This is a genomic window from Mesorhizobium monacense, from assembly GCF_056781675.1.
The window spans coordinates 3,054,873-3,079,926 of record NZ_CM165567.1; the positions used below are offsets into that span (position 1 = coordinate 3,054,873).

The window sequence follows — 25,054 nt, forward strand, 5'->3', positions numbered from 1 at the left end:
CAGCGTCACTCCTTGGCGTACGCGGCAGGTCGGGCGCGGGACGAAACCAACATGTTCCGGACCAGCTTTGCCACGTCGATCTCCGAAGCCCTGGTCTTGGTCATCATCGCCTGCACCCGGTCGCCGAGTTTCTCGTCTGCCTCCGCCGCCGAGAACACGATGACCCCGGTCTCCAGCGGCAGATCGATGAGCAGATCCAGCCCCGATCCGTCGGGAAGCGCGATGTCCAGGATGACCAGGTCGAAGCGATACTTCGCGACCGCCCGCCGTGCCTCCTGCAGCGTTTTCGCCGAGGTGAACGAGACGCTCGGACCCAGCCCCGCCGACATCACGGCAAGCACACCCTCGTCGTCCTCGACATGGAGTATCCTCGGCTTCCGCTCGACCTTGCCGTCAACGATCTTGGCAAGAGCGGCGTGAAGCCGCCTCGTATCCACCGGCTTCTCCAGCCAGTCGACGATGCCGACGGCGGTGCCATTCAGCGAGCGCTTGGCCTCATCGGCGACGGCGGAGATGACGATCACCGAAATGTCGGAATTCACCGGTGACGCCCTGATGTCGTGGAAGAGCTTGATGCCGGATTCCCCCGCCAGCTTGATGTCGAGCGTCAGCGCCACGTAGTCGCGAGAGCGCAGCAGCGCCTTGGCGGTGTCGATGTCGGGGGCGACGTCGCTGGAAAAGCCTTTCGCATCAAGAAGCGCCGCGATCACCGCCGCGACGTCGGCCTCGTCCTCGCAGATGAGAACACGCAGGCGGCCGTCGCGTGGCCGCGACCGGCGCTCTGGCGAAACTGGCTTCTCGGCCTGCCTGTGCGCTTCGGCAAGGTCGACGTGAAACGAGGTTCCCTTGCCTTCCTCGGTTTCGAAGGAAACGGCGCCGCCCAGCTTTTCCGCAATGGTCTTGACAATGCTCAAGCCCAGGCCAGTCCCGCCTTTCCTGCGGGTGCTGGACGCGTCCGCCTGTTCGAACTTGCCGAATATGCGGCTGCGGAAGGCCTCGGGGATACCGGCGCCCTGATCGATCACCGAGATGCGCAGCATGTCGCGATCGCGACGCTCGAGTTTCACCGTCACGGTTCCGTCGGCGTCAGAGAACTTGATCGCATTCGACAGCAGGTTCGCCATCACCTGATGCAGGCGGTCCGGGTCGATGTTGGCCTCGGCGCGCGGGGCATCGTCGACCAGGACGATGCGGATCCGGCTATCGGCCATGTAGTTGGAACTGGCGGCAATGGCCTGCTCCAGGACCTGGCGGACAGGCATCTGCTTGATCTTGAAGGCGATCACGCCCGATTCGATCTTCTCCATGTCGAGGATGTCGTTGATGAGGAGAACCAGCCTCTCGCTGTTTTTGTGGGCGATGTTGACGAGGTTGGCGGCCTTGGGCGGCAGTTCGCCGGCCACGCCGGCCGCGATCAGGCCGAGCGAGCCGCGGATGGAGGTCAAGGGGGTGCGCAATTCGTGGCTGACCGTGGAAATGAAATCGTTCTTGAGCTGGGCGGTGAGCTTCTGTTCGGTGATGTCGCGATTGTAGGTGATGACACCGGCGATCTTGCCGGACTCGTCGCGGAACGGGGCCTTGAGCGTGTAGAGCCAGCCCTGCCTGCCATCCGGTAAAAGCGCCGGCTGATCGATCCGCAGCGTCCGCCCGGCCTCCAGCGCGTCCATCTCATCCTGCCGGAAGCGCTCTGCCACCTCCTTCGGATAGAAATCGAAATCCGTCTTGCCGATGAGCTCCTCCACCGAAGCGGCGCGAATCATTTCGGCGGTGGCGGGATTGGCGGCGATGAAGCGGCCATCCACATCCTTTATGTTCAGGCAGTCCGGCAGCTCGCGAACCATGGCCCGGTAGATCATGTTGGACATCAAGAGATCGCGCCGCCGCTGCTGGCGGTCGAGCAGCACGCCGATGATGATTGTGCTGAGAAAGCGGAACACGAGGGACGGGAACGTGCTCTGTTGCACCAGACCGGCGACTTGCGCGGGGATCACCACGAGCGTGATCAGCCCGGCAAGGGCAACCGATACGCCGAGACCGAATATGTCGTACATGGTGCGCGATCGGGCCGCGACGATGTGGTGCCACGCAATGCCGACGACAGCGGTGATGAGGATGCCCATGACCCCGACGCTCGCGCCCTGCCCGCCGAGATGGATGCGATAGGCAATGGAGCCGATTGTGGCGATGAGCATTGCCGGCCATCCGCCGAAGAACGCGGCCGCAGCAATGAAGGCGGCGCGCAGATCGACGACGAAGCCGGAGACGGACAGGGCCGTCGCCATGGATATGATCGAGCCTACGCACATGACCACGCCGAGAAGCAGCGACTGCATCCGCCGCGAGAGACGCCCGGTGAAATCCGCCACAAGGTCCCAGGCGACCACGAGGATGGAGACCAGGGCAAGATTGGCGAAGAGTGAATGCCAGATCTCGGTCATGACTTTCCGGCTCCTTTTTCCGGATAGATACCGGCAAAATCTATCCCAGGTCTAAAAGAGCCGGCGCTCTGCGGCAACGGCGTACGTCGAAACTACGCAGAAACGGTGCCGACCGGCCTGGCTTCGTGACGGCTGAAACGCCAGTCGCAATGCGCTGCGATGCGTGGATCGCCTGGTGTCGATCTCGCGGGTGCTGGCCGCGTGGTGGTGGATGAAGTGGTGATGATGTCGACCTCGCGGGGCGTCGAAGGCGCTGATCCAACACAGCGATTCGTTGGTGCCGAACAGCGCCAGTGCCGACAAGGGCGCGCAGGTGGTTGCGCGGGTGCAACGAGCCTTTGCGGCTGACTTTTCCTGGGGGCAGTTCCGGAAAATGCCCATGGTTTGGGCAGTTTGCCAACCGCTGTGGCATTTATACAACCACCAATTTAGTTGCCCCCTGCTAAGACACGCTGGGCTTATTCATTGGGGGTACGGGCGATGTTCTCGCGCTTTTCTGCGAAATCTATTCTTTTGTGCGCCGTTTCGACGGTGGCTTTGATCTCTGCCGCGCATGCGGCCGATGTCGCTCAGCCGGTCGAGGCGTCCGGGTTCAACTGGAGCGGGCTCTATGTCGGCTTCGGCGTCGGCGCCGGCGCCAACGTTCATGAGATCAGCAGTGACTTCATCCCGGGGCTGTCGCTGAACGGCATCGGCGGCGAAGGCGTCTACGGCGAAGCGACCGTCGGCTACGACTATATGGTTTCGCAGCGCTTCCTGCTGGGCGGACTGATCGACGCCCATTTCGGCAATATCGAGACCTCGCTTGATGCATTCGGGCTCAGCGCCTCGATCCAGGAAACCTACGGCTTCGATGCCGGCCTGCGCGCAGGCTATCTCTTCACGCCGAACACGCTGGGCTATGTGCTGGGCGGCTATTCCTGGCAGAAGTACAAGCTGGACACGAACGCGGGCTTTGATCTCGATTGGGACCAGAGCGGTTACTTCGTCGGCGCCGGTGTCGAGACTGTTGTCGTCGGCAACTGGACGATCAAGGGCGAGTATCGCTACACGCGCTTCGGCACCAATGACGATCTGCTCTCCCAGTTCGGCGCGCCGGATGGCGCTCTCAATCTCGACACCTCGCGGCATACGTTCCAGGTGGCCGCCAACTATCGCTTTGGCGCCCAGAACGGCGGCGGCGCCGCCTTCGAGGCTCCCGCCTACAGCTGGACCGGCTTCTACGCCGGCGGCGCCTTCGGCGCGGGTGCGTCCGTGCATCAGCTCGACGTTCCGCCGGCCGGTGTGACGTTGAACGGGATCGGCGGCGAAGGCGTGTTCGGCGAGGCGAGCATCGGCTACGACCAGGATTTCGGCAGCTGGGTGGCAGGCGTCATGGTCGACGCGCGCTACTCCGGCATGACGTCGAAGGTGGAAGTCCCCGGCGGCCAGATCAACCTCGACACCGACTACGGCTTCGACGTGCTCGGCCGCCTCGGCATGAAGGTCAACGAATCGACGCTCGCCTACGCGCTCGCCGGCTACAGCTGGCAGCATTTCGACCTGAATGCTTCGGCGCCCATCGGCGATATCCTCGACTGGGGTTCCAGCGGCTTCTCGGTGGGTGGCGGCGTGGAAACGGCCGTATCGAGCAACATGACGGTCGGCCTGGAATATCGCTACTCGCAATTCGCCGAGAAGGATTTTTCTGCGGATCTGGGCGCGCCGGACGGCAGCCTCACCTCGACGCCCTCCTTCCACACCGTGCGGATCGACGCCAAGTACAAGTTCAACTAAAAGCCTTTTCAACCAAAGGCCCTCCAGGCAAACAGCTAAGCCCGCCGGCATACCGGCGGGCTTTTTTCTTTGTCGCGTAGCCATGTCGCCACGGACCGGTTACCGCCGCGGATACAAATACCCCACGCCGCGGATCGTCTTGATCAGTTCCGGTTTGGCCGGGTCCTTCTCGGTCCGGCGGCGCAGCCTGGTTATGCGGCTGTCGATGCTGCGGTCGAAGGGCTCGTCGCCTCTCGGCGGCGCAAGGTCGAGCAGTTCGTCGCGGCCAATGACCTGGCCCGGCCGCGTGGCGAAAGCCGCCACCAGGTCGAGCTCCATCGGGGTCAGCGACATGGGTCGGCCCTCGGCGTCGCTGAGTGTCCGCGCGACTGCATCGAAGACATAGGCGCCGAACGCGAAATGCCCGGCCGGCAAGGGATCGGCGCCATCAGGTCCCTTCGGCCTGCGGCGGCGCAGCACCGTGGCGATGCGCGCCACCAGTTCGGTCGGAGCGAAGGGTTTTACGAGGTAGTCGTCGGCGCCGACCTCAAGGCCCGCCACCTTGTCGAAAACCGAATCGGCGCTGGTCAGCATGACGATGCCTGCATCGTGATGCTCGCGCAGCCAGCGGGCGAGGCTGAAGCCGTTCTCGCCAGGCATGTTGAGGTCGAGAACGACAAGGTCGGCCTTTGCCGCCGTGATCGCCGCGCGCAGTTCGGCGCCGCCGGATGCGGTGCGGACGCCATAACCCTTTGCCTGCAGATAGTCGGCGATCATGAACGCCACGTCGGTCTCGTCGTCCACGACAATGATGTCGGCCATGCGTTCCCCCGATGCCGCGAGCCACCACCGGAAACGTACAGGGCATTCGCCCGGGGTCAACCGCAGGGGTTGCCCTGCCCCGCCGGCGATGTGCGGCTCCGGCTCGACCGATTGAAACAATGGCACTCTGGAAAGACCGGCGCGGCGGCATCGTCGTGAAACGTCGCCACGCCAAGGTTCGCGGCAACGCCATGAGCGATACCTAGCCACCGCGGATGGCCGGCTTGACAGGTCGAGAGCCATTCCATCCTCTGGCCATAAGGGAACGGCGCCATCGGCGCATCAGTGGAGATCTCGCCTTGCCGACCTCCTCGAACCTGCCCCGGCGCTATGCGCTGGCGATGGCCGCCTGCAGCCTGCCACTGGTGCTGCTCGTCGCCGGTCTCGGCCTGCATCAATCCTACAGCTGGCAAGCGCCGCTCCTGCCCTATGCGCTCATCCTGGCCGGCCTGCTGGTCTTCCTCGCTGCCATGCACAGGACGCTGGTGCGTGACCTTGCCCGTCCGGCAGGCTTTCAGAGCGGCGCCGATGCCGAGCAGCGGCTTGCCCTCGAGGCGCTGGAGGCCAGCGAGCAGCGCTATCGCAGCGTGGTCGAACTGCAGACCGAATTCGTCGTTCGCATGTCTCCCGACGGCTACCTGACCTTCGTCAACGATGCGTATTGCCGGGCATGCCGCAAGACCCGGGAAGAGCTTCTCAGCCCATCCTGGTGTGAACTCGACGTGCTTCCGCCTGACGAGCGGCGCCGGTTTGTCGAGTATCTCGGCCGGCTCACCCCTGAGGCCCCGAACGCCAGCATCGAATTGATCAATGCGATGCCGGGTAATATCAACCGATGGCTGGCCTGGAACGATCACGGCATCTTCGATGACGAAGGCCGGCTGATCGAGGTGCAGTCGGTCGGCCGCGACATCTCCGACCGCGTGTACGCCGAACAGGCGCGCATCGAGGCCGAGAAACTGTCGAGAGAAAGGGAGACGCAGTTTCGTGCCATCGCCGAGGGCGTGCCGTTGCCGATCACCATCTCGGCAATCGACGGCCCCGAAATCCTGTTCGTCAACGAGCCGGCGCGCAAGATACTCGGCATCGAGGTCGGCCAGGTCGGCGCGGAAGCGATATCGACCTGGGAAAGCCGCGCCCGACGCGACGATCTCATGCGGCTTTTGCTGAAAGACGGCCTCGTCGACGCATTCGAAGCCGGCATGACCACCATGCAGGGGAAGCGGATCGACACACTGGTTTCGGCTCGGCTGATCACGCAGGACGGCCGCCCGGCCATGCTTGCCGCCGTCACCGACATCACGCGTCAGCGCGAAGCCGAGGCGGAGATCGCCCGTCAGCGCGAAACGCTCTATCAGTCCGAAAAGCTCTCCGCGCTTGGTTCGCTGTTGGCGGGGGTGGCGCATGAGCTCAACAATCCGCTGTCGGTCGTCATCGGCTACAGCTCGATGCTGAAGGAGTTTTCGACCGACAGCGCGACCGTAGGGCGGGCCGACAAGATCCATGCGGCGGCCGAAAGGTGCTCGCGCATCGTGCGGACGTTCCTGGCCATGGCGCGCAAGAAGCCGCCGACGAGAGGCGCCGTCGACATCAACGAAGTCGTCATCGCCTCGCTCGAACTTGCCGCTTACAGCCTGCGCTCGGCCGGGATCGAGATCCGTACCGAACTGGAGGATGGGCTTGCCGCCATCTGGGGCGACCGGGACCAACTGCATCAGGTCATCACCAACCTGGCGGTGAATGCACAGCAGGCCTTGCTGCAGGTGCCGCATCCGCGGCGGCTGACGATCATAACCACCGGTGAAGACGGCGCCATCGAGATCGTGGTGGCCGACAACGGTCCGGGCATGCCGGAGACAGTCCGGGCGCGCGCCTTCGAACCTTTCTACACGACCAAATCGGCCGGCGAAGGCACCGGCGTCGGCCTGTCCGTCTGCCACGGCATCGTGACCGCCCATGACGGCAGCATAGAGCTGGATTCGACCGAGGGCGGCGGGGCGCGCTTCACGATCCGGCTTCCGACCGGAAAGGCCGAGGCGGTTTCGGCGCCGGCGACGGCCGGCAAGGTCCCGCCCGCGCCATCGGCCGCGCGCATTCTGGTGGTCGACGACGATGCCGATATCGCCGCGATGATCGCCGAGTTGCTCAGGCGCGATGGCCATGACGTGACCATCGCGGACGACGCCCATGCCGCCGTGAGGGCCGTGCGCCACGAAAGGGTTGACCTGCTGATCAGCGACATACGCATGCCCGGCCTCGACGGACCCGGCCTCTATCGCGCATTGGAGGAGGTGCGCCCCGGGCTCGCCAGCCGGCTGCTGTTCGTGACCGGCGACACGCTGGCCCCCGAAATCGATCGCTTCATCGGCGAGACGGGCGCGCCCGTGGTCGAAAAGCCGCTCGATCCGCAAAGTTTTCGCAGGCTGGTGACGGAGCGCCTCAGCGCAATGGAAGAGGCCAGACCGTGACCAGGCAGAAATTGCTCATCGTCGACGACGAAACGCCCTTGCGCGAGATGCTGTGCGACTACCTGCCGGTGCACGGCTTCGACGTCCGCGCCGTTGCGGATGGAGCGGGCATGCGTGCCGAAATCGACCGCTTCGGCCCCGATCTGGTCATTCTCGACGTCAATCTCATCGGCGAAAGCGGCTACGACCTCGCCCGCGAAATCACCAGACGGAGCAGCATTGGGATCCTGATGCTGACCGCCGTCGGAGATCTGCCGCACCGGCTCGAAGGCCTCGCCGCCGGTGCCGACGACTATATGGCCAAACCCTTCGAACCGCGTGAACTTCTGGCGCGAATCAGGAGCGTTATAAGGCGCCTGGGCGAGGAAGAGCGGGCGCCGGCAAACCGCATCCGTTTCGGCCGCTGCGTGCTCGATATGGATGGCCGTACGATGGTCGATCCGCACGGCGCCGACGTGGAACTCTCGCCCATGGAATTCGACCTGCTCTGCGTGTTCGCGCGCCATCCCCGGCAGATCCTGTCCCGCGACCAGCTGTGCAGGCTGGCGCACAACCGCGACCTCGAGCCGGGCGACCGCAGCATCGACATCCGCATCACGCGATTGCGCAAGAAGGTCGAGGCCGAACCCGAGGCGCCGGCGGTTCTAGTGACAGTGCGCGGCGAAGGCTATGTCTTCGAGCCCGCCCGCGATGAGGTAGGACGGCGCTAGACCGACGACTTGCGACCAGATGCAGGCGTCTGTTGCAGTGCCTCACGCCGTCCCACCCGCTTGCGAACTTCCCGGCGCAGGCTGCGCGAGGTATCGCGCACGACGGGAATGGTCCAGCGCGCGGTTGCGGTCGCGATCAGCAGCCCGGCAACCGGATCGATGAAACGGGCAATTATCGTGCCTTCCCAGACCATGGCTGTTGCCAGCGACGCGGCGATCAACAGGTTCGACGAGAGCTTGTCGGAGAACAGGCAAATCTGCGCGCGCGCCAGCGCGGACGCAGCAAGGGCGTTGCGGGCCTTCCAGCGCCGCAGGATCCAGAAATTGACCGCGACATAGACGAGATTGAGGTTCATGGCGAGGAGCACGCCGGAACCGTGCGGTTCGACGCCGCCGGCCGTGATGCGCTGGACCGCGATGCCGGCGACGACAGCCATGGAAAGACACATGCCGAGGGCAGCAAGGGCGTTAGCGAGGGTTTCGGCCAGGGCTGCCCGGCGCTTGCCGATGCCCGATTTCGTGCCACCGGCCACGACCGCGACAACGACCAGCACCAGCATGTCCATCAGCGTCAGCGCGAGATCGGCGCGGATGGTCAGTGACGTTGACGTGGCGGCCGCGTAGGCCGTCAGCAGCAGGCCAGGCGTGCCCGCCAGGACGGCCAGACGCGCCGTGCGGGCAGCGGTCGCGTCGCCATCCGATCCGCCATTGTTTGCTTGCAAGGTTTGCATCGCCAGAACCTCCTCGTTCTGGCGCCACGGATGACGCAGCGATGTTGCCTGGATTTGCCGATTTGCCGGGTGAAGGTTTCGTTTGTGTCGCCGGGAGGCTCGCGCACCACCATCGTCATCGTTTGCGGACAACAGGCGGACGTTCGGCGCAGGCGGATCGCAACAATCGAAACAAATCGGACGAATTCGGCATTCGCCTGAAACAGCCGGCAGCGAAAAGCCTGCCCATGGAGCGCACCCGGCGGGATGGCTCCCCCAAGAGAAGGAAATCAAGATGAACAGTTTTAGGATTTACGTGGCCGCTGCCTCGGCAATGGCCTGCCTCGTGGCCCCGGCCGGCGCTGCAAGCGGCAGTTCCATCGCTGGCTCGAACCTGGGCAATCTGCCTGCCGTCCAGCATAGCGGCGGCACCACCAACCTGCCGGCTGTCCAAAAGGGGGGCGTCCAGCTCTCGACCAGCGGCAAGAACATCACCGGCCTTCCGGCCGTTCAGCACGGCGGCGGCGGTGGGACCGGCCATGACCGGTCCAAATCCTCGACAAGGCGTTAAAGCGTCCCGCATCAGACTGGACGCGCAAAGGCCGCTCTAACCCTTGAATTCGCGCATGATCCTGGAACCAGTTTCCTGGGGTCATGCGCGATGGCCGTTGGCCGTCATGGCGAAATCAAACGCGGCCGACGCTCCTGGTGCGCTTCGTCTTGCCGGCCTTGCCCAGCCCCTCGACCGCCTTCTCGATCTCGCGCTTCAACTCGTCCTTGATACCGACGGTTTCGCTCATCAGGGCGTCGATCTTCATGAAGTCGAGCACGCGGTATTTCGACACTGCCGGGCGGACCAGAATGTCGGGCCGGCATTGCTTCAGCTTGTTGGCGATGATCGACTGCATCATCAATTGCGTGGCGCCGAACATCAGGTCGACCGTGGTCGGATGCTTGCGCTCGATCTCACTCGGAGCGCCGACGACGTCGATGGCGATGATGATGTCGGCTGCCTTTTCGATGAGATCGAACGGCACGGGGTTGTAGATACCGCCGTCGATCAACACCCTTCCGTCGCGTGTCACCGGGCGGAACACGGCGGGAATGGCGGCCGAGGCTGCCAATGCCGAATGCAGGTCGCCATCGTGGAACACGGCGAGTTTGTGGCCGAAATAGTCGGTCGCCGTCACCTGCAGCGGGATCTTCAGCTCGGCAAAGGTTTCGGGGATGGCGTCGGGCAGGAAGGCTTTCAGGATGCGCTCGATGTTGAACTGGCTGACGCGGATGCCGCCCTGCATCGCCTCGGCGAGGCTGCCCGGGCGCGCGCGCCACATGCGCGTCGCCACCTCGGCGCGGCGGCTGAGGATCGAGCGCGCATAATCGTGGATGTCCTTGCCGGTCATGCCCGAGGCCATGCCGGCGCCCATGATGGCGCCGATCGAGGAGCCGGCGATGGCGACCGGCTTGATGCCCAGTTCGTCCAGTGCCTCGATGGCATGGATATGCGCCAGCCCGCGCGCGCCGCCGCCGCCAAAGGCAACACCGAAGGTGGGGCTCATCCCTTGCCCCCCAAAGCCGGCCCGACGATCATGATCGCCGGCTCGGCAGACAGCAGCTTCTTCGCCGCCGCCTTGACCTGATCGAGCGTCACCGCATTGATCAGCGCCGCGCGGCGCTGCATGTAATCGATGCCGAGCTTGTCCAGTTGCAGCTCGACCAGCGTCGCGGCGATGGCGCTGGAGGAATCCAGATTGTTGATCGCATAGGCGCCGATCATGTATTTCTTGGTTGCCTCCAGCTCGGCCTCGGTCGGCCCCTGCTCCGCCATCTCCTTCACCACCTTGCGCACGATGTCGAGGGTCTCGGAAGCGCGGTCCGAACGCGTCGCCGTAGTGACGATCAGCGCGTTGGAATGCTGGTGGTCGACGAGGTTGGAATCGACGCCATAGGCCAGCCCCCGCTTCTCGCGCACCTCGTCGTGGAGGCGCGAAGTGAAGGTGCCGCCGCCGAGGATCTGGTTCATCAGCACCGCGGCGAAGAAATCCGGCGCGTTGCGCTGCACGCCGGGAAAAGCGAGCTGCAGCGAGGTCTGCGGGAGGTCGTAATTCACCTCGACCTGCTGGCCGAGTTTTAGGGCGGTGTCGGCGACTGGGGCGAGCGCCTGTTTTTGCGGCAGGTCGCCGAAGACCTGGTCGAGCTTGCCTTTCAAAGTCGCGGCATCGATGTCGCCGACCACGGCGACATGCAGGCCGTCGCGAGCGAAACTGGCCTTGTAGAAAGCCCTGATATCGTCGGGCGTGATGGTGGCGATGCTCTGCCTGGTGCCCTCGTCGGGCCGGGCATAGGGATGCTCGCCATAGATCGCGCCCAGCCATTTGCGCTGAGCGATGGCGTTGGGGTCGCGCTCATTGGCGATGATGCCGGACAGGATCTGGGCGCGGATGCGGTCGATCGGCGCCTGGTCGAAGCGCGGCCTGTTGATCGCGAGCGTGAGCAGGTCGAAGGCGGCGTCCTTCTGTTCGGAAAGCATGCGCATCGAGCCATAGGTGCCGTCGCGCTGCGCATCGAAACCCATTTCGGCGCCGGCATCATCGAGCTTCACCTGGAAAGCGTCGCTGTCGAAATCGCCGGCGCCCTCGTCGAACAGGCCGGTCATCAGATTGGCAAGCCCCTCCTTGCCGGCCGGATCCTGTGTGGACCCGCCGTCGAAGACGAAGCGGATGGTGACGATCGGCACCGAATGATCCTCGACCAGCCAGGCGGTGATACCCTTGGGCGACGTCACCTCCTGGATGTCCATCGCCCGCGCGGCGAGCGCTGGCAGGATGAGGAAGAGAATGGAGAGGAAGAGGGTGGAGAGGGCGTGCCGGGCTCTTCCTTCTCCCCGCCAGGCGCCCCCTTCTCCCCTTATGGGAGAAGGAAAGAGGCCGCTGTGCTGCATCGTCATCAAATCAATTCCCCGCCTGTTGCTGCGGCAAGAGATACCCTGTCGTCGAATGGTCCAGCACCAGATAGCGCGCCGCGACTTCCTTGACCTCGTCGGCGGTGACCTTGCGAATGCGGTCCGGCCATTCCTCGATATCCTTGACATTGCCGCCGGTGGCGAGCGTCGAGCCATACATGTTGGCCATGTCGTCCTGCTTGTCGCGGGCGAAGATCACCGAGCGGACATAGCGGTCCTTGGCCTTCTCCAACTCGTCCGGCGTGACGCCGTCCTTGGCGATGCGGGCGATCTCGGCGTCGACCGCCGCTTCCACATCGCCGAGCTTGGCGTCGCCGCGCGGCGAGCCGTAGACGGTGAAGTTGGTGGCGTCTAACATGGTGCCCTGGAACCAGGCGCCGGCTTCCCCGGCGATGCCCTGCTTCACCACGAGTTGCTGGTAGAGCCGGCTGCGGTTGCCGCCGCCAAGGATCTCGGCCAGCAGATCGAGCGCCTCGGCCTCGCCGGGCTTGGCGGTGCGATAGGACGGCACCACCCATTGCGTCGAAAAGCTCGGCACGGAAACGCGCGCGTCGGTCAGCGTCACCGTGCGCTTGGTGTTCTGCTCCGGCTCGACCGGGCGGATGCGCGGGGGTAAATCCGGGCCCCGCGCGATTTTGCCATAGGTCTTCTCGGCCAGCGCCTTCACGGTGTCCGGCTCGACATCGCCGGCCACGATCAGTACGGCGTTGTTGGGCCGGTAGTATTTGTCATAGAAGCCAATGGCGTCGGTGCGGTTCAGCTTTTCCATCTCCTGCATCCAGCCGATCACCGGGATGCGGTAGGGCTGGTTCTGCCAGAGCGTGGCGTCGACCTCCTCGTCGAGCACCGCCTGCGGGCTGTTGTCGATGCGCGAGCGGCGCTCTTCCAGGATGACATCGCGCTCGGTCTTGATGACATCGTCGGTGAGGATGAGGTTGCGCATACGGTCTGCCTCGAAGCTCATCATCTCGCCAAGGGCCGACGGCGCCACCGTCTCGTGGAAGGCGGTGTAGTCGTATGAGGTGAAGGCGTTGTTGGAACCGCCGATGGTTGAGACGGCGCGGTCGAACTCACCGGCGCCGTGGTTGGATGTCGCCTTGAACATCAAATGCTCGAAGAAATGCGCGATGCCAGATTTGCCGGGCGGCTCATCGGCGCTGCCGATCTTGTACCACACCATATGGGTGACGATCGGGGCGCGGTGATCCGGAATGACGATCACCTCCATGCCGTTGTTAAGCAGGAAGTTGGTGACCTTGCCATCGTCGGCGGCGAGCGCGGGGCCGGCCACGGCCAGCGCCGTGATGAGCACCGCACTCCGCAGCCATTCAGTATGAGGTGTCATCGACGGCTCCGGTTGTCATGTCGGGACGATAGGCGGGGTTTATAGACGAGGCAAAGTGAATTGTTCGTCATTTTCGAGGCGGCGCTTCTTCCTTCTCCCCTTGTTGTGGGAGAAGGGAGAGCCTCACTCACCCCACCTCGATAAACCGGATCACCGTCTCGCCATAGCCACGCTCGTCGACCACCGAAAATCCCGGTCCTGGCTCGAAGGACACCGAGGCCACCTCCTCGACCACGCAGAGCGCGCCAGGCAAAAGCCAGCCGCCTACCTTGGCCGAGCGCAGCGCGCGCTCGCCAAGGCCCTTGCCGTAGGGCGGGTCGGCGAAGACCAGGCCGAAAGCCGAAAGCGTGCCCGCCTCGCCCAAAGCCGTGGCATCGCGTCGAAAAATCTTGGTGCGTCCGGTCAGGCCGAAGGTCTCGACATTGGTGCGGATCAGGCCACGCCCTTCGGCTGATTCCTCGATGAAGACGCCGTAGGACGCACCGCGCGACAGCGCCTCGAGGCCGAGTGCCCCGGTACCGGCGAACAGGTCCAGCACGCGCGCGCCTTCGAGCTTTTCGGCAAAGCGGTGCGCCAGCACGTTGAACACCGCCTCGCGGGTGCGGTCGGTGGTTGGGCGGATGGCATGATCGCGCGGCGTCGCCAGCGGACGCCCGCGAAACTCACCACCGACGATTCTCATTTAGGTCTGGGCCTCATCTGGTCCTGGGACCCTTGGGACCGCCGCGCGGCCGGTCACCGCCCTTGCCGACGTCCGGACGCTCGCCACGTGGCTTGCCGAACGGCTTTGCGCCAGCCGGTTTGCCATAGGCCGGCTTGAACGAGGCCTTGCGCGCCTTGGCCTCAGCCGCCTTGGCGGCATCGGCATCCGCCCTGCCCTTGCCGATGGGACGCGCGCCCGGCGCCATCCAGACATTGGCCTTGCGCTGGCCCGGCGGCTCGATCGGCCGCTGTTCGCGCTCGGATTTCTTGCCGCCCCCCGGCTTGCCTCCAAATGCACCGCGAGGCTTGTCGCCAAAACCGCCACGCGGTTTGTCGCCGAAGCCGCCGCGCGGTTTGCCGCCAAAATCGCTGCGCTCAGGCCTGGGACCGCGCTCGCCAAAACTCTTTTCCGGCTCGGAGCCTCTCTCGGGCCTTGTCGACAGCTTGCCCAGCGCCTCGTCGCGGCTGCCTTCGCGGCGCTTGCGGTTCTTGATCAGGCCGCCCTCGCCGATCGGCCGGCGATCGACCCCGTCGCGCGCAAATTTCGGCCGCTCGGTTTCCTCATGGCGCGGCTCGGTCCGCCGCACCGGCTTGTTGGAAAACGGCTTGGTGATCTCGGCGTCGAAATTGGCGCCCAACTCTTCGACCAGCCGCTCGCCGAGCTGGTCGCGCAGCACGCGGCCCTTGATCTCCAGCACATGGCCCTCCGGCAGATCCTCGAGCTGGAACGGCCCGTAGGAAATGCGGATCAGCCGGGTCACGTCGAGGCCGAGCGAACCGAGGATGTTCTTGACCTCGCGGTTCTTGCCTTCGCGCAAGCCGATGGTCAGCCAGGCATTCGAGCCCTGCTCGCGGTCGAGGCTCGCCTCGATGGCGCCATAGAAGACGCCGTCTACGGCGATGCCTTCGCGCAAGCCGGCGAGCGCGCTTTCCTCGACCTTGCCGTGGACGCGCACGCGGTAGCGCCGCAGCCAGCCGGTGGCCGGCAGTTCGAGCACGCGCGACAGGCCGCCATCATTGGTGAGCAGCAGCAGGCCTTCCGTGTTGATGTCGAGCCGGCCGATGGTCATCAGCCTGGGCAGGTCGGCCGGCAGCACGTCGAACACGGTCTTCCGCCCCTCGGGGTCGCGGTTGGTGGTGACGACGCCGGCCGGCTTGTGGAACAGGAACAGTCTTGTGCGCTCGATCGGCGGGATCTCCATGCCGTCGAGATGGATGATGTCGCCGGGCATGACGTTGAAGGCCGGCGAGGTCAGAGCCCGGCCATTGACCTTGACGCGTCCGGCAGCGATCAGTTCCTCGGCGTCACGGCGCGAGGCAAGGCCGGCACGGGCCAGCCTCTTTGCGATGCGCTCGCCGGCTTCTTCCGCCGCCTCGGCAGGACGCGGGCGCGGCTTGAAGCCGCCACCCGACGAGCCAGCCCCCGACGCGCGCGGCCGATCGCCACCGAAATCGCGGTTGGGGCGATCGGCGAAGTCGCGCTTGGGGCGATCACTGAAGTCGCGCTTTGGACGATCACCGAAACTCGGGCGCTCGAAGCGGCGCTCGCTGCCCTCGGCCTCGGCGGCCATCGGCCGGTCGCCGCGCGGCGCGTAGGGCTTGCGCGGACCTTCGCGCTTCTCATACGGCTTGCCTTCGGGGCGTGCCCCCTTGCTGAACGGCCGGTCGCCGCTTTTGAAATCGCGCTTCGGCCGCTCGCCGTCGGCGGCCATCGGCCGATCGCCACGCGGCGCGTACGGCTTGCGCGGACCTTCACGCTTCTCATAGGGCTTGCCTTCGGGGCGCGGACCCTTGCTGAACGGCCGCTCGCCGCTCTTGAAATCGCGCTTCGGCCGCTCGCCATCGGCGGCCACCGGCCGGTCGCCACGCGGTGCGTAGGGCTTGCGCGGGCCTTCGCGCTTCTCATAGGGCTTGCCTTCGGGACGCGGACCCTTGCTGAACGGCCGGTCGCCGCTCTTGAAATCGCGCTTCGGCCGTTCGCCGTCGGCGGCCATCGGCCGGTCGCCACGCGGTGCGTAAGGTTTCTTGGCACCGAAGGACGGCTTGCCGCCCTTGCCGGCAGCGCCATCGCGGCCGCGCGGTGCCGCGGCTCTCGGGCCGCTTTTGCCCGGACCTTTTTTGGGCCGGAATTTCTTGTCGTTGTCGTCCATGTGGCCTTTGCCTGTTTGCGCTGCTACAGCGTGGCGCATCCTTTCGGACGCGCAAAGGACGCTGTAGCACTTTGATTTGGCGCATGATCGTTTCCGAAAACCTGAGTCCGATTTTCGAGGTTAGGCGCTAGATAACAGGATCACCGTCAGGTGGCGAGGAGATAATCGGAATGGAAACCGCGTGAAGCGGCTGGATTTCATGGCGCTGGCTCTGAAGGAGGCCGAGGCTGCCGCGCTGCGTGGCGAAGTGCCGGTCGGCGCGGTCATCGCCAGCGGCGGCACGGTCGTGGCAAAAGCCGGCAACCGCACCCGCGAGCTTGCCGACCCCACTGCGCACGCCGAGATGCTGGCAATCCGCGCGGCCTGCCAGGCGCTCGCGAGCGAGCGGCTGACCGGCCATGATCTTTATGTCACGCTGGAGCCCTGCGCGATGTGCGCCGGGGCCATTTCCTTCGCCAGGCTGCGGCGGCTCTATTTCGGTGCCGCCGACGAGAAGGGCGGCGCGGTGGTCAACGGCGTGCGCTTCTTCGCTTCACCCACCTGCCATCACACGCCCGACATCTACCCGGGCATGGGCGAAAGCGAAGCTTCCCTCATTCTCAAGGATTTTTTCCGGGAGCGGCGCGAAGCCTGAACAGATGCGCGCCGGAACGCTTCTTCGTGGCTTACAGGCCCATCCAGTCGAACCAGCCGCCACTCTTCTTGCCTTGCGCCTCCTTCTTGAGGCGGCGTTCCTTCTTGTATTCGTCCTCGCCGAGTTCGCCCTGTGGCGCGGTGCCGGAGGCGACGCGATAGTCCAGAGGCGGCTCGCTGAGATATTTGCGGGTGTTGGGATCGCCCTGCTTGCCTTCGGCCATGCGGCGCTGGATCTCGGCGGCGCGGCCCTTGTCCGAATCCGCCGGCGACCAGCGCGGCGGGTGGCTCGAGCCCGAATCCGCCAGCGCCTTCTTCACCGCCACCGGATCGGTCTGCACGTCGTCGACGATCTGCGACTGGTAGGCCGGATCGTCCTGGTGGGCGGTAGCGTCGGCACGCAGGCGGGCACGGCGCGCCTCGGGCGATTCGGGCCAGTCGGCGCTCGCCGTTTCGATGCTCTCCTGCGGCGGCGGCAGGTTTTCCTTCTGTCCCGGTGCCGGCTTCACCAACTCGGCACGCGGCTTGTAGTCGATCTTTTCTCCCCGCTTCGGCGAGATCGAAAAGGCGCTGGACAGGTCGCCGGCAAGCTGTTCGCCCGCGGTCTTGTCGGTTCCGTAGGTGGGCGAGCCCATGCAGCCGGACAGAGCGAGGCCTGATACGACAAGCGGCGCCAGCAGCGCAACGCGCGCAGAAGTTCTCTCGGTCATGCCAAAAAGTCCCACTTAGACAGCCTCTCGATCGCCGCCGGCCAAAGGTCCGGTCCCCATCGCTCAAGCACTTGCGACGGAAATCCGGCGACAATTTGTCGTCCGGAGTTTCGCGTGTTTATCTCAACCGGTCGTTAAGGGCAACGCGCGGGCAGCAAAGCGCTGCCCGGCGTGGTATTTCTGCACCGGCTTATAAACGGCCAAGCGCTTTCAGCTCATGCAGGACGGCCGCATCGCGCGCCGAGACATCGGGGAATGCCCGGTCCTGCCCGACATCGGCGGTGTAGCGCCATGAACGCGCGCATTTCACCAGGCCACGGTCCTCGGCCTTCTCCACCACCACGGCCACGCCCTTGACGTCGTCCAGCGTGAACGCGCCGTCAGTCGCCTTGCCATGCGTAATAACAAGGTCGCTGGTGATCGCCATCTCGGCCATGTCGACGTCCGATATCGCCGCTTCGAGCGCCGCGTCGTCGATGGTGACGACCGGAACCGCCTCGAGCGACGAGCCGATTACCTTCTGGGCACGCGCGATCTCAAGCGCGCCGGTGACGACGCGGCGAACCTGCCGCACCTTGCGCCACTTTTCCGCCAGCGCCTCGTTCCTCCAGTTTCCCGGGATCTGCGGGAACTGGTCGAGATGCACCGAAACGGCGTCGGGGTGACGGTCGAGCCAGGCCTCTTCCATGGTGAAGGGCAGCATCGGCGCCAGCCACCTGACCAGGCAGTCGAACAAATGGCGCACGACCTGTACCGAGGCTTTGCGCTTCACGCTGGACGGCGCGTCGCAGTAAAGCGCGTCCTTGCGGATGTCGAAATAGAAGGCCGACAGTTCGACCACCATGAAGTCGAGCAGCGTGCGGGTGACGCGCTTGAACTCGAAGGCGTCGTAGCCGGAGCGTACGACATCATCCAGTTCGGCCAGCCGGTGCAGCATCAGCCGCTCCAACTCCGGCATCTTCTCCAGGGCGACCTCCTCGCCATCGTCATGGGCGAGCGTACCCAGCATCCAGCGGATGGTGTTCCTGAGCTTGCGGTAGGCGTCGATGTTGGTCTGCAGCACGTTCTTGCCGAGCCGCTGGTCTTCCCAGTAGTCGGTCGTCACCACCCAGAGCCGCAAGATGTCGGCGCCGGACTGCTTGATCACGTCCTGCGGCACGACGGTGTTGCCGAGCGATTTCGACATTTTTCGCCCCTCCTCATCCATGGTGAAGCCATGGGTGACGACGGTGTCATAGGGCGCCCTGCCCCTGGTGCCGCAGCTTTCGAGCAGCGAGGAGTGGAACCAGCCGCGATGCTGGTCGGAGCCTTCGAGATAGACGTCGGCCGGCCATTTCAGGTCCGGGCGGTCCTCGAGCGTGAAGACATGGGTCGAACCCGAATCGAACCAGACGTCGAGGATGTCCATGACCTGCTTCCATTTAGAAGCGTCATGATTGCCGAGGAAACGCTCCTTGGCGCCGGCCGCGAACCAGGCGTCGGCGCCCTCGGTCTCGAAGGCCTCCATGATGCGCTGGTTGACCGCTTCGTCCTTCAGCACATTGCCGTCCTCGTCGGCGAAGACGGCGATCGGCACACCCCAGGCGCGCTGGCGCGACAGCACCCAATCCGGGCGCTCCTCGATCATGGCGCGGATGCGGTTCTGGCCGGCCGCCGGCACGAAGCGGGTGTCGTCGATCGCCTTCAGCGCGCGGCTGCGCAGCGTCGTGCCGTCGCCGAGTTCCTTGTCCATATAGACGAACCATTGCGGCGTGTTGCGGAAGATGATCGGCTTCTTCGACCGCCACGAATGCGGGTAGCTGTGCTTCAGCCGGCCGCGCGCGAACAGCTCGTTGCGCTTGATCAGTTCGTCGATAACGGCCTGGTTGGCGTTGCCCTTCTTGCCATTGTCGTCAATGACGCGCGCGGCACCGCCCTCGCGGTCCGGCCCGAAGCCCGGCGCGTCCTTGGTGAAGAAGCCGGCATCGTCGACGGGGAACGGGATCGCCGTGTCGATGCCACGCTTGAGCAACTCAGCCACCGCATCCGTCCAGGCGTCGAAGTCCTCGCGGCCGTGGCTGGGCGCGGTATGCACGAAGCCGGTGCCGGCATCGTCGGTGACATGTTCGCCGGCGATCATCGGCACGGGGTATTCATACCCGCCATCGAGTCCCCTGAACGGGTGCGAAAGCGTAAGGCTGCCAAGCTGTTCGACCGAAACGTTGTGAAGGCGGTTCAAGGCGATCTTGGCCTTGGCCGCCGAGTCTTCGGCGAGCGCGTCGGCGAAGATCAGCTTCTCGCCCGGCTGCGGGCCGAATGCGTTCTCCGCTGCCGTGACGTCATAGAGCCCATAGGCTACGCGCGGCGAATAGCTGACGGCGCGGTTGCCGGGGATGGTCCAAGGTGTCGTCGTCCAGATGACGACATGGGCTTCGAGCAGGTCCAGCGAGGATTCGGACAATGCCGCCGGCTGTTCGCCTTCGGCGCCGGACACGGGGCGGGCAAGGCTTGCGACAGGGAATTTCACCCAGATCATATCGCTCTCATAGTCCTGGTACTCGACCTCGGCCTCGGCCAGCGCGGTGCGCTCGACCACGCTCCACATCACCGGCTTGGAGCCGCGGTAGAGCTGGCCCGACATGGCGAACTTCAGCAATTCGCCGGCGATGCGCGCCTCGGCATGGAAGGCCATCGTCGTATAGGGGTTCTTGAAATCGCCGACGACGCCGAGCCGCTGGAACTCGCCGCCCTGCACCGAGATCCAGTGCGCGGCGAATTCCCGGCATTCCTTGCGGAATTCGTTGACCGGCACCTCGTCCTTGTTCTTGCCCTTGGCGCGGTACTGCTCCTCGATCTTCCATTCGATGGGCAGGCCGTGGCAGTCCCAGCCGGGCACGTAGTTGGAGTCGTAGCCGCGCATCTGGAACGAGCGGGTGATGACGTCCTTGAGGATCTTGTTCAGCGCATGGCCGATATGGATGTTGCCGTTGGCGTAGGGTGGGCCGTCGTGCAGCACGTATTTGGTGCGGCCGGCGGCGTCCTGCCTGAGCTTGCTGTAGAGGTCCATGTCCTGCCAGCGCTTGACCAGCAGCGGCTCCTTCTCGGGCAAGCCGGCGCGCATCGGGAAATCCGTCTGCGGCAGGTAAAGCGTCTTGGAGTAGTCGATCGTTTCAGCGGTATCGGTCATTGGGGTGTCGGTCATCGGTCTGCCATGTGCACTGCCCGGCGGCAAAAGAGCTCGGGCGTTGAAGTCTTTGCTTTGACGCATATCGTTTCCCCAAAACCGGAGCCACTTTTGGGCGATATGCGTTGATGATCTGGAAAAAGCGCGAGAGGCGCACGCCAAGGTTCCCGGCGGCTCCGGCGGCTCTCAGGCCACCCGGAACACCGGGCTCGTAATTCGTATCGCAATCGCAAAAAGGCGCGAAAAGCTCGTCATGGCCGGGCTTTTAGCGGATTAGGCGTCAGGAATAAAGCACGCAGTTCAAATCGCTACATCGAAAAGTCGAAGCGATAGGTGGTCGACACGCCGACCGTCAACTGGTTGCGGTCGCCGCGCTCCTTGACCAGGCTGGAATCGGCCGCCGGGCCCATCAGGCGCGAATATTCGCCGAACAGGCTGGCTGTCATCGGCTCGGTCACCTTCCAGGTCACCGCGCCGCCAAGCCCGGTCGACTTCAGCCCGCCGCCGGGATGGTATTCGCTGAGGCCGGACGCCGCCGCCTCCGTAGCGTTGACGCCGTAGTAGACGTCGAAATAGTCCGCCGAGGCGAAGGAAATGCGCGGGCCGCCCGAAATGCGGATCGTGGGCGTCACGTCGTAAAAGGCATCCGCCGCGATGTCGGCGACAAAGCCGTTGTGGGCGCGGATGCCGTGCCTGAGCTCGGCCCGGGCGCGTACCCAGTCCATCGGATAGAATTCGAAGAAGCCGCCGGCCTCGCCGCCCAGCGCACGGGGTCGAGGCCCTTCAGCTCATCGTCGCTGTCGCGGGAAAACAGGATTTTTCCGGTCAGGCCGGCCCGCACGCTGCCGTCGTCGATCAGCGCCAGCGAGATATTGTCGTTGCGCGAGGTGAAGCGCGCCTGAGGACCGGCCTTGCCGAGCGAGATGATCGGCTGGGCGCTGAGCATGTACCTCTTGCCGCCCTCGAAATCCGGCGCGACCAGACCCGTGGCTCCGAGCGTCAGATACCAGTCGCCGGAGAGCCAGCTCCCCTTGCCGGCATTCGCGGCGGACACGGTGAGCAGCCCGGAGGCGAGAAGCAGCGGAATCGTCCTGACAATACGCATCATCACCCTTTGCGCGAAACGCACTGGAGAGAACGGCCGGCAGGGCTCAAGCCATGGCGCCGGTTCAGTAAAATTTGACTTAAGATCTGTAACATCGCGGCCGAACTGTTTGACATTGTAGCCAATTGATCGAGGCGCCGTGATCGCAGCACGCATTGGCAGCAGGCGGACAAGCGCCGAACTCGATCAACCGCTCCGGTGACGCAGGACGTCTATCAGCAGGGATAGAGCCGGCGACGTGTGACGCCGGCTTGGGTAGTACAGGTGATAGCCGGGGAAGTATGGACACCATTCCTCCAGCACCCGCACGAGCCGCCCCTGCGCAACGTGCGGAAGCACCTGGTCCTCAGGCATGTAGGCGACCCCCAACCCGTCCAATGCTGAACTCAGGCGCATGCCAAGATTGTTGAAGACCAGTTGGCCGTCGCCCCGCACCTTCACCTCGCGGCCGTCCTTCTCGAGACCCCACGGGAACAGTCCCCCGTAAGTCGGCAGCCGCATGTTGATGCATTTGTGCGCGGTTAGGTCCTGCGGGGTTTGCGGGGCTGGGAAGCGCTTGAAGTATTGCGGCGAACCGACCACGGCCATGCGGATGTCCGGCCCGATACGGACAGCCACCATGTCCTTCGCCACCTGCTCGCCCATGCGGACGCCGGCATCATAACCCTCGGCGACGATATCCGTCAGGCCGTAGTCGACGATGATCTCAACCTGGACGTCGGGATAGCCCGGCAAGAACCGCTTGAGCGCGGGCTGCAGTACGGAAATCGCCGGGTGCTCACCGGTGGTGATGCGGACCGTTCCGGCCGGTTTCTCGCGCAGCGCGTTCAAGGTGGCCAGTTCTGCCTCGATCTCCTCGAACCTCGGGCCAACGGTGCGCAAAAGGCGATCACCGGCTTCGGTCGGTGCCACGCTCCGCGTGGTCCGGGTCAGAAGCCTGAGCCCGACCCGCTCCTCAAGGTTGCGGATGGTCTGACTGAGTGCCGAGGGCGACACCCCCAACCTGGCTGCCGCGCGCGTGAAGCTCCGCTCTCGGGCGACGGCCGCAAATGCGGCGAGATCGTTGAAGTTCTGCATGGTGTATTTGTTAGTCCAGCTAACAGGCTCATGTGGATTATAGCAGGTTATCGCATGATGCCGCAGCCCCTATCTTCTTCGCAGCATTAACGGAGAAGGAGAGCAGGCATGGCAAACGAACGCAGTCTAAGCATGGGGCGGCGTGGCTTTCTGAGCGCGGCGGGAAGTTTCGCGGCGACGCCGCTTCTCTTGGCCACCGGTTCCCAGGCGCCAGCCCAGGAGACGGCTCAAGCGACAGGCGTCAACAGCGCTGCGGCACTGGGCGGGCGGCGGAAGCTGGGCTCGCTGGAAGTCTCCAGCCTCGGCATCGGCGTCCAGAACATGAGCCGGACCTATCAGACGACAATCCCAACCCGGTCCGAGATGATCAACATCATCCGGACCGCCTTCGATCGAGGCGTGACTTTCTTCGACGCCGCCGAGGCCTACGGCCCGCATGAGGTCGAGCGGATCCTTGGCGAGGGAGTGGCGCCGTTTCGCGACCGCGTCGTGATCACCTCGAAGTTCGGTTGGAACATCGACCTGGAGACCGGCGAGCGGCGCCCGGGGCGAAACAGCCGCCCGGACCGCATAAAGCTGGCGGTCGAGGGCATGCTCAAGCGCCTGCGCACCGATCGCGTTGACCTGCTCTACCAGCATCGGGTCGACCCGGATGTGCCGATCGAGGACGTCGCCGGCGCGGTCAAGGATCTCATGGACCAGGGCAAGGTCCTGCACTGGGGGCTGTCCGAGATGGGACTGAACACCCTCCGCCGCGCTCACACCGCGCTGCCGGTCACCGTCGTCCAGAGTGAATACTCAATGCTATGGCGCGGGCCGGAAAGCGAAGTGCTTCCGCTTTGCGCGGAGCTCGGCATCGGCTTCGTCCCATGGAGCCCGCTTGGCGTAGGCTTCCTCACCGGTGCCCTCGACGCCAGAACCCGGTTCGCCGACGGTGATATCCGCAAGATCGAGGGCCGGTTCTCGGCGGAGAACCTGCCGCACAATCTAGCGCTCGTCGAGCTGATCAAGAACTGGGCCAAGCGCAAGCAAGCTACCGCCGCGCAGATCGCGCTCGCCTGGCTGATGGCGCAGAAGCCGTGGATCGTTCCCATACCCGGGACAACCCAGATGCCGCACCTGCTCGAAAATATCGGCGCGGCTTCGGTCCGGTTCACGGCGGAGGAACTTGCGGAACTCAATGCCGCGGTCGGCGCAATCCAGGTTCAGGGCGCGCGCCTGCCCGACGCCGTGCTGGTCTATTCAGGCGTCGAAGCGGCGGAAAAGAGCTGAGCCGGTCGTCCCACAACGATCGCATAGGAGTTCGTTATGAAAATCAGAAAGCTTGGCAACCTTCGCGTCTCTGCCCTTGGCCTGGGTTGCATGAGCATGACCTCCGCTTACGGACCGCCAGCCAACAAGGCGGAGATGGTCGGGCTCGTCCGCCTCGCGCACGAGCGCGGCGTGACGCTCTTCGACACCGCCGAGGCCTATGGACCTTTCGCCAACGAGGAGCTACTCGGCGAGGCGCTCGCGCCGATCCGCGATCAGGTCGTCATTGCCACGAAATTCGGCTTTGATATCGATCTTGAGACCGGTGCCCGCAGCGGCGGTACCAACAGCCGGCCCGAGCATATCAAGCGTGTCGCGGACGCAAGCCTCAAGCGCCTGAAAACCGATCGTATCGACCTGTTCTACCAGCACAGGGTCGATCCGAACGTTCCGATCGAAGACGTCGCCGGCGCCATCAAGGACCTGATCGCCGAAGGCAAGGTCAACCATTGGGGGCTTTCTGAAGCGGGCGTCCAGACCATCCGCCGCGCACACGCCGTCCAGCCTGTCACGGCGGTGCAGAACGAGTACTCGCTATTCTACCGGGGCGTCGAAGCGGACGTATTGCCGGTCTGTGATGAGCTTGGCATCGGCTTCGTGCCATTCAGCCCATTGGGCGCGGGGTTCCTGACCGGCAAGATCGACGAGAACACCAAGTTCGACCCGACCGACTTCCGCAACAATGTGCCTCGCTTCTCGCCGGAGGCGCGCAAGGCCAACATGGCCCTGGTCGATGTCGTGAAGAGCGTGGCCGGGCGCAAAGGCGTTACGCTCGCCCAGGTCGCGCTCGCCTGGCTGCTCGCCCTGAAGCCCTGGATCGTGCCGATTCCGGGCACCACCAAGCGTGACCGTCTTGAGGAGAACCTTGGCGCGGTCGACGTGACGCTGACCGTGCAAGATCTGCAGGAACTCGCCGACGCCCTGGCGAAGATCGAAGTCCAGGGCGAACGCCTACCCGAAGCCGCACTCAAGATGACCGGGCTCTGATTGGGA

Annotated in this window: 18 protein-coding genes and 1 pseudogene; 7 read left to right on the forward strand and 12 right to left on the reverse strand. The window is 64.7% G+C overall.

All coding sequences use genetic code 11. The features are described 5' to 3' along the window. Window positions 1–5: 5 nt before the first annotated feature. Window positions 6–2,438, reverse strand: a complete 2,433-nt coding sequence (locus tag AC1RUK_RS14705; protein WP_481835043.1) for a hybrid sensor histidine kinase/response regulator — start codon at window positions 2,436–2,438, stop codon at window positions 6–8. 480 nt (window positions 2,439–2,918) lie between these two features. Here AC1RUK_RS14705 and AC1RUK_RS14710 point away from each other — a divergent pair, with 480 nt between their 5' ends. Next, the gene (locus tag AC1RUK_RS14710) at window positions 2,919–4,214 is read left to right on the forward strand and encodes an outer membrane protein (RefSeq protein ID WP_481835042.1); all 1,296 of its coding nucleotides are present in this window, start codon (window positions 2,919–2,921) and stop codon (window positions 4,212–4,214) included. Between the two features lie 99 nt (window positions 4,215–4,313). Here the strand turns inward: AC1RUK_RS14710 and AC1RUK_RS14715 are convergent, their stop codons facing one another. Beyond that, on the reverse strand, window positions 4,314–5,015 hold the full coding sequence (locus tag AC1RUK_RS14715; protein ID WP_481835041.1) for a response regulator: 702 nt from the start codon (window positions 5,013–5,015) through the stop codon (window positions 4,314–4,316). A 299-nt stretch (window positions 5,016–5,314) separates the two neighbouring features. Between AC1RUK_RS14715 and AC1RUK_RS14720 the strand changes: the two genes are divergently transcribed. Further along, window positions 5,315–7,483 carry a hybrid sensor histidine kinase/response regulator gene (locus tag AC1RUK_RS14720; protein ID WP_481835040.1) on the forward strand — a complete coding sequence of 723 codons (2,169 nt, stop codon included), beginning with the start codon at window positions 5,315–5,317 and terminating at the stop codon, window positions 7,481–7,483. Continuing rightward, window positions 7,480–8,193, forward strand: coding sequence for a response regulator (locus tag AC1RUK_RS14725; protein WP_481835039.1), 714 nt, complete (start codon window positions 7,480–7,482; stop codon window positions 8,191–8,193). The genes AC1RUK_RS14720 and AC1RUK_RS14725 overlap by 4 nt, the downstream gene beginning before the upstream one ends. On the opposite strand, the gene AC1RUK_RS14730 is transcribed toward AC1RUK_RS14725, so the two are convergent. Further along, entirely contained in the window at window positions 8,190–8,924 is a 735-nt protein-coding gene (locus tag AC1RUK_RS14730; RefSeq protein WP_481835038.1) for a cation diffusion facilitator family transporter, read from the reverse strand. The two genes, AC1RUK_RS14725 and AC1RUK_RS14730, sit on opposite strands and share 4 nt — an antisense overlap. Window positions 8,925–9,198: 274 nt before the next feature. Between AC1RUK_RS14730 and AC1RUK_RS14735 the strand changes: the two genes are divergently transcribed. Then, window positions 9,199–9,474: a hypothetical protein gene (locus tag AC1RUK_RS14735; RefSeq protein WP_481835037.1), complete on the forward strand. Its 276-nt coding sequence runs from the start codon at window positions 9,199–9,201 to the stop codon at window positions 9,472–9,474. Between the two features lie 115 nt (window positions 9,475–9,589). On the opposite strand, the gene AC1RUK_RS14740 is transcribed toward AC1RUK_RS14735, so the two are convergent. The 5 genes from AC1RUK_RS14740 to AC1RUK_RS14760 all read right to left on the reverse strand — a co-directional run bounded on the left by AC1RUK_RS14740 (window position 9,590) and on the right by AC1RUK_RS14760 (window position 16,062). After that, entirely contained in the window at window positions 9,590–10,462 is an 873-nt protein-coding gene (locus AC1RUK_RS14740; protein WP_481835036.1) for a patatin-like phospholipase family protein, read from the reverse strand. Next, window positions 10,459–11,850 carry a M16 family metallopeptidase gene (locus AC1RUK_RS14745; RefSeq protein WP_481835035.1) on the reverse strand — a complete coding sequence of 464 codons (1,392 nt, stop codon included), beginning with the start codon at window positions 11,848–11,850 and terminating at the stop codon, window positions 10,459–10,461. Before AC1RUK_RS14745 ends, AC1RUK_RS14740 begins: the two co-directional genes overlap by 4 nt. A 4-nt stretch (window positions 11,851–11,854) precedes the next feature. Further along, window positions 11,855–13,210: a M16 family metallopeptidase gene (locus AC1RUK_RS14750; protein ID WP_481835034.1), complete on the reverse strand. Its 1,356-nt coding sequence runs from the start codon at window positions 13,208–13,210 to the stop codon at window positions 11,855–11,857. A gap of 127 nt (window positions 13,211–13,337) precedes the next feature. After that, the gene (rsmD, locus tag AC1RUK_RS14755) at window positions 13,338–13,892 is read right to left on the reverse strand and encodes a 16S rRNA (guanine(966)-N(2))-methyltransferase RsmD (RefSeq protein ID WP_436174410.1); all 555 of its coding nucleotides are present in this window, start codon (window positions 13,890–13,892) and stop codon (window positions 13,338–13,340) included. 13 nt (window positions 13,893–13,905) lie between these two features. After that, window positions 13,906–16,062: a pseudouridine synthase gene (locus AC1RUK_RS14760; protein ID WP_481840286.1), complete on the reverse strand. Its 2,157-nt coding sequence runs from the start codon at window positions 16,060–16,062 to the stop codon at window positions 13,906–13,908. Window positions 16,063–16,243: 181 nt separating this feature from the next. Here AC1RUK_RS14760 and AC1RUK_RS14765 point away from each other — a divergent pair, with 181 nt between their 5' ends. Next, window positions 16,244–16,696: a nucleoside deaminase gene (locus AC1RUK_RS14765; protein WP_481835032.1), complete on the forward strand. Its 453-nt coding sequence runs from the start codon at window positions 16,244–16,246 to the stop codon at window positions 16,694–16,696. A gap of 31 nt (window positions 16,697–16,727) precedes the next feature. Here AC1RUK_RS14765 and AC1RUK_RS14770 read toward each other — a convergent pair whose 3' ends face one another. From AC1RUK_RS14770 to AC1RUK_RS14785, 4 genes and pseudogenes are all read right to left on the reverse strand, one after another. Next, window positions 16,728–17,405 carry a hypothetical protein gene (locus tag AC1RUK_RS14770; RefSeq protein ID WP_481835031.1) on the reverse strand — a complete coding sequence of 226 codons (678 nt, stop codon included), beginning with the start codon at window positions 17,403–17,405 and terminating at the stop codon, window positions 16,728–16,730. Between the two features lie 190 nt (window positions 17,406–17,595). Continuing rightward, a complete protein-coding gene (gene ileS, locus AC1RUK_RS14775) occupies window positions 17,596–20,571 on the reverse strand; it encodes an isoleucine--tRNA ligase (protein ID WP_481839497.1) in 2,976 nt (991 codons plus the stop codon). Between the two features lie 305 nt (window positions 20,572–20,876). After that, window positions 20,877–21,673, reverse strand: a pseudogene (locus tag AC1RUK_RS14780) (MipA/OmpV family protein). A gap of 186 nt (window positions 21,674–21,859) precedes the next feature. Then, a complete protein-coding gene (locus AC1RUK_RS14785; protein WP_481835030.1) occupies window positions 21,860–22,750 on the reverse strand; it encodes a LysR family transcriptional regulator in 891 nt (296 codons plus the stop codon). A gap of 108 nt (window positions 22,751–22,858) precedes the next feature. On the opposite strand from AC1RUK_RS14785, the gene AC1RUK_RS14790 reads away from it, so the two are divergent. Then, window positions 22,859–24,022: an aldo/keto reductase gene (locus AC1RUK_RS14790; RefSeq protein WP_481835029.1), complete on the forward strand. Its 1,164-nt coding sequence runs from the start codon at window positions 22,859–22,861 to the stop codon at window positions 24,020–24,022. Window positions 24,023–24,058: 36 nt separating this feature from the next. Next, complete coding sequence (locus AC1RUK_RS14795; RefSeq protein ID WP_481835028.1) at window positions 24,059–25,048, forward strand: aldo/keto reductase; 990 nt, start codon at window positions 24,059–24,061, stop codon at window positions 25,046–25,048. The last annotated feature ends 6 nt before the right edge of the window (window positions 25,049–25,054 follow it).

What these genes read in the sequence shown, in the direction of transcription:
- AC1RUK_RS14740 (WP_481835036.1), bottom strand. Translation starts at nt 10,462, where the DNA reads ATGAGCCCCACCTTCGGTGTTGCCTTTGGCGGCGGCGGCGCGCGCGGG.
- rsmD (WP_436174410.1), bottom strand. Translation starts at nt 13,892, where the DNA reads ATGAGAATCGTCGGTGGTGAGTTTCGCGGGCGTCCGCTGGCGACGCCG.
- ileS (WP_481839497.1), bottom strand. Translation starts at nt 20,571, where the DNA reads ATGACCGATACCGCTGAAACGATCGACTACTCCAAGACGCTTTACCTG.
- AC1RUK_RS14790 (WP_481835029.1), top strand. Translation starts at nt 22,859, where the DNA reads ATGGCAAACGAACGCAGTCTAAGCATGGGGCGGCGTGGCTTTCTGAGC.
- AC1RUK_RS14785 (WP_481835030.1), bottom strand. Translation starts at nt 22,750, where the DNA reads ATGCAGAACTTCAACGATCTCGCCGCATTTGCGGCCGTCGCCCGAGAG.
- AC1RUK_RS14750 (WP_481835034.1), bottom strand. Translation starts at nt 13,210, where the DNA reads ATGACACCTCATACTGAATGGCTGCGGAGTGCGGTGCTCATCACGGCG.
- AC1RUK_RS14730 (WP_481835038.1), bottom strand. Translation starts at nt 8,924, where the DNA reads ATGCAAACCTTGCAAGCAAACAATGGCGGATCGGATGGCGACGCGACC.
- AC1RUK_RS14735 (WP_481835037.1), top strand. Translation starts at nt 9,199, where the DNA reads ATGAACAGTTTTAGGATTTACGTGGCCGCTGCCTCGGCAATGGCCTGC.
- AC1RUK_RS14710 (WP_481835042.1), top strand. Translation starts at nt 2,919, where the DNA reads ATGTTCTCGCGCTTTTCTGCGAAATCTATTCTTTTGTGCGCCGTTTCG.
- AC1RUK_RS14715 (WP_481835041.1), bottom strand. Translation starts at nt 5,015, where the DNA reads ATGGCCGACATCATTGTCGTGGACGACGAGACCGACGTGGCGTTCATG.
- AC1RUK_RS14705 (WP_481835043.1), bottom strand. Translation starts at nt 2,438, where the DNA reads ATGACCGAGATCTGGCATTCACTCTTCGCCAATCTTGCCCTGGTCTCC.
- AC1RUK_RS14795 (WP_481835028.1), top strand. Translation starts at nt 24,059, where the DNA reads ATGAAAATCAGAAAGCTTGGCAACCTTCGCGTCTCTGCCCTTGGCCTG.
- AC1RUK_RS14745 (WP_481835035.1), bottom strand. Translation starts at nt 11,850, where the DNA reads ATGACGATGCAGCACAGCGGCCTCTTTCCTTCTCCCATAAGGGGAGAA.
- AC1RUK_RS14760 (WP_481840286.1), bottom strand. Translation starts at nt 16,062, where the DNA reads ATGGACGACAACGACAAGAAATTCCGGCCCAAAAAAGGTCCGGGCAAA.
- AC1RUK_RS14770 (WP_481835031.1), bottom strand. Translation starts at nt 17,405, where the DNA reads ATGACCGAGAGAACTTCTGCGCGCGTTGCGCTGCTGGCGCCGCTTGTC.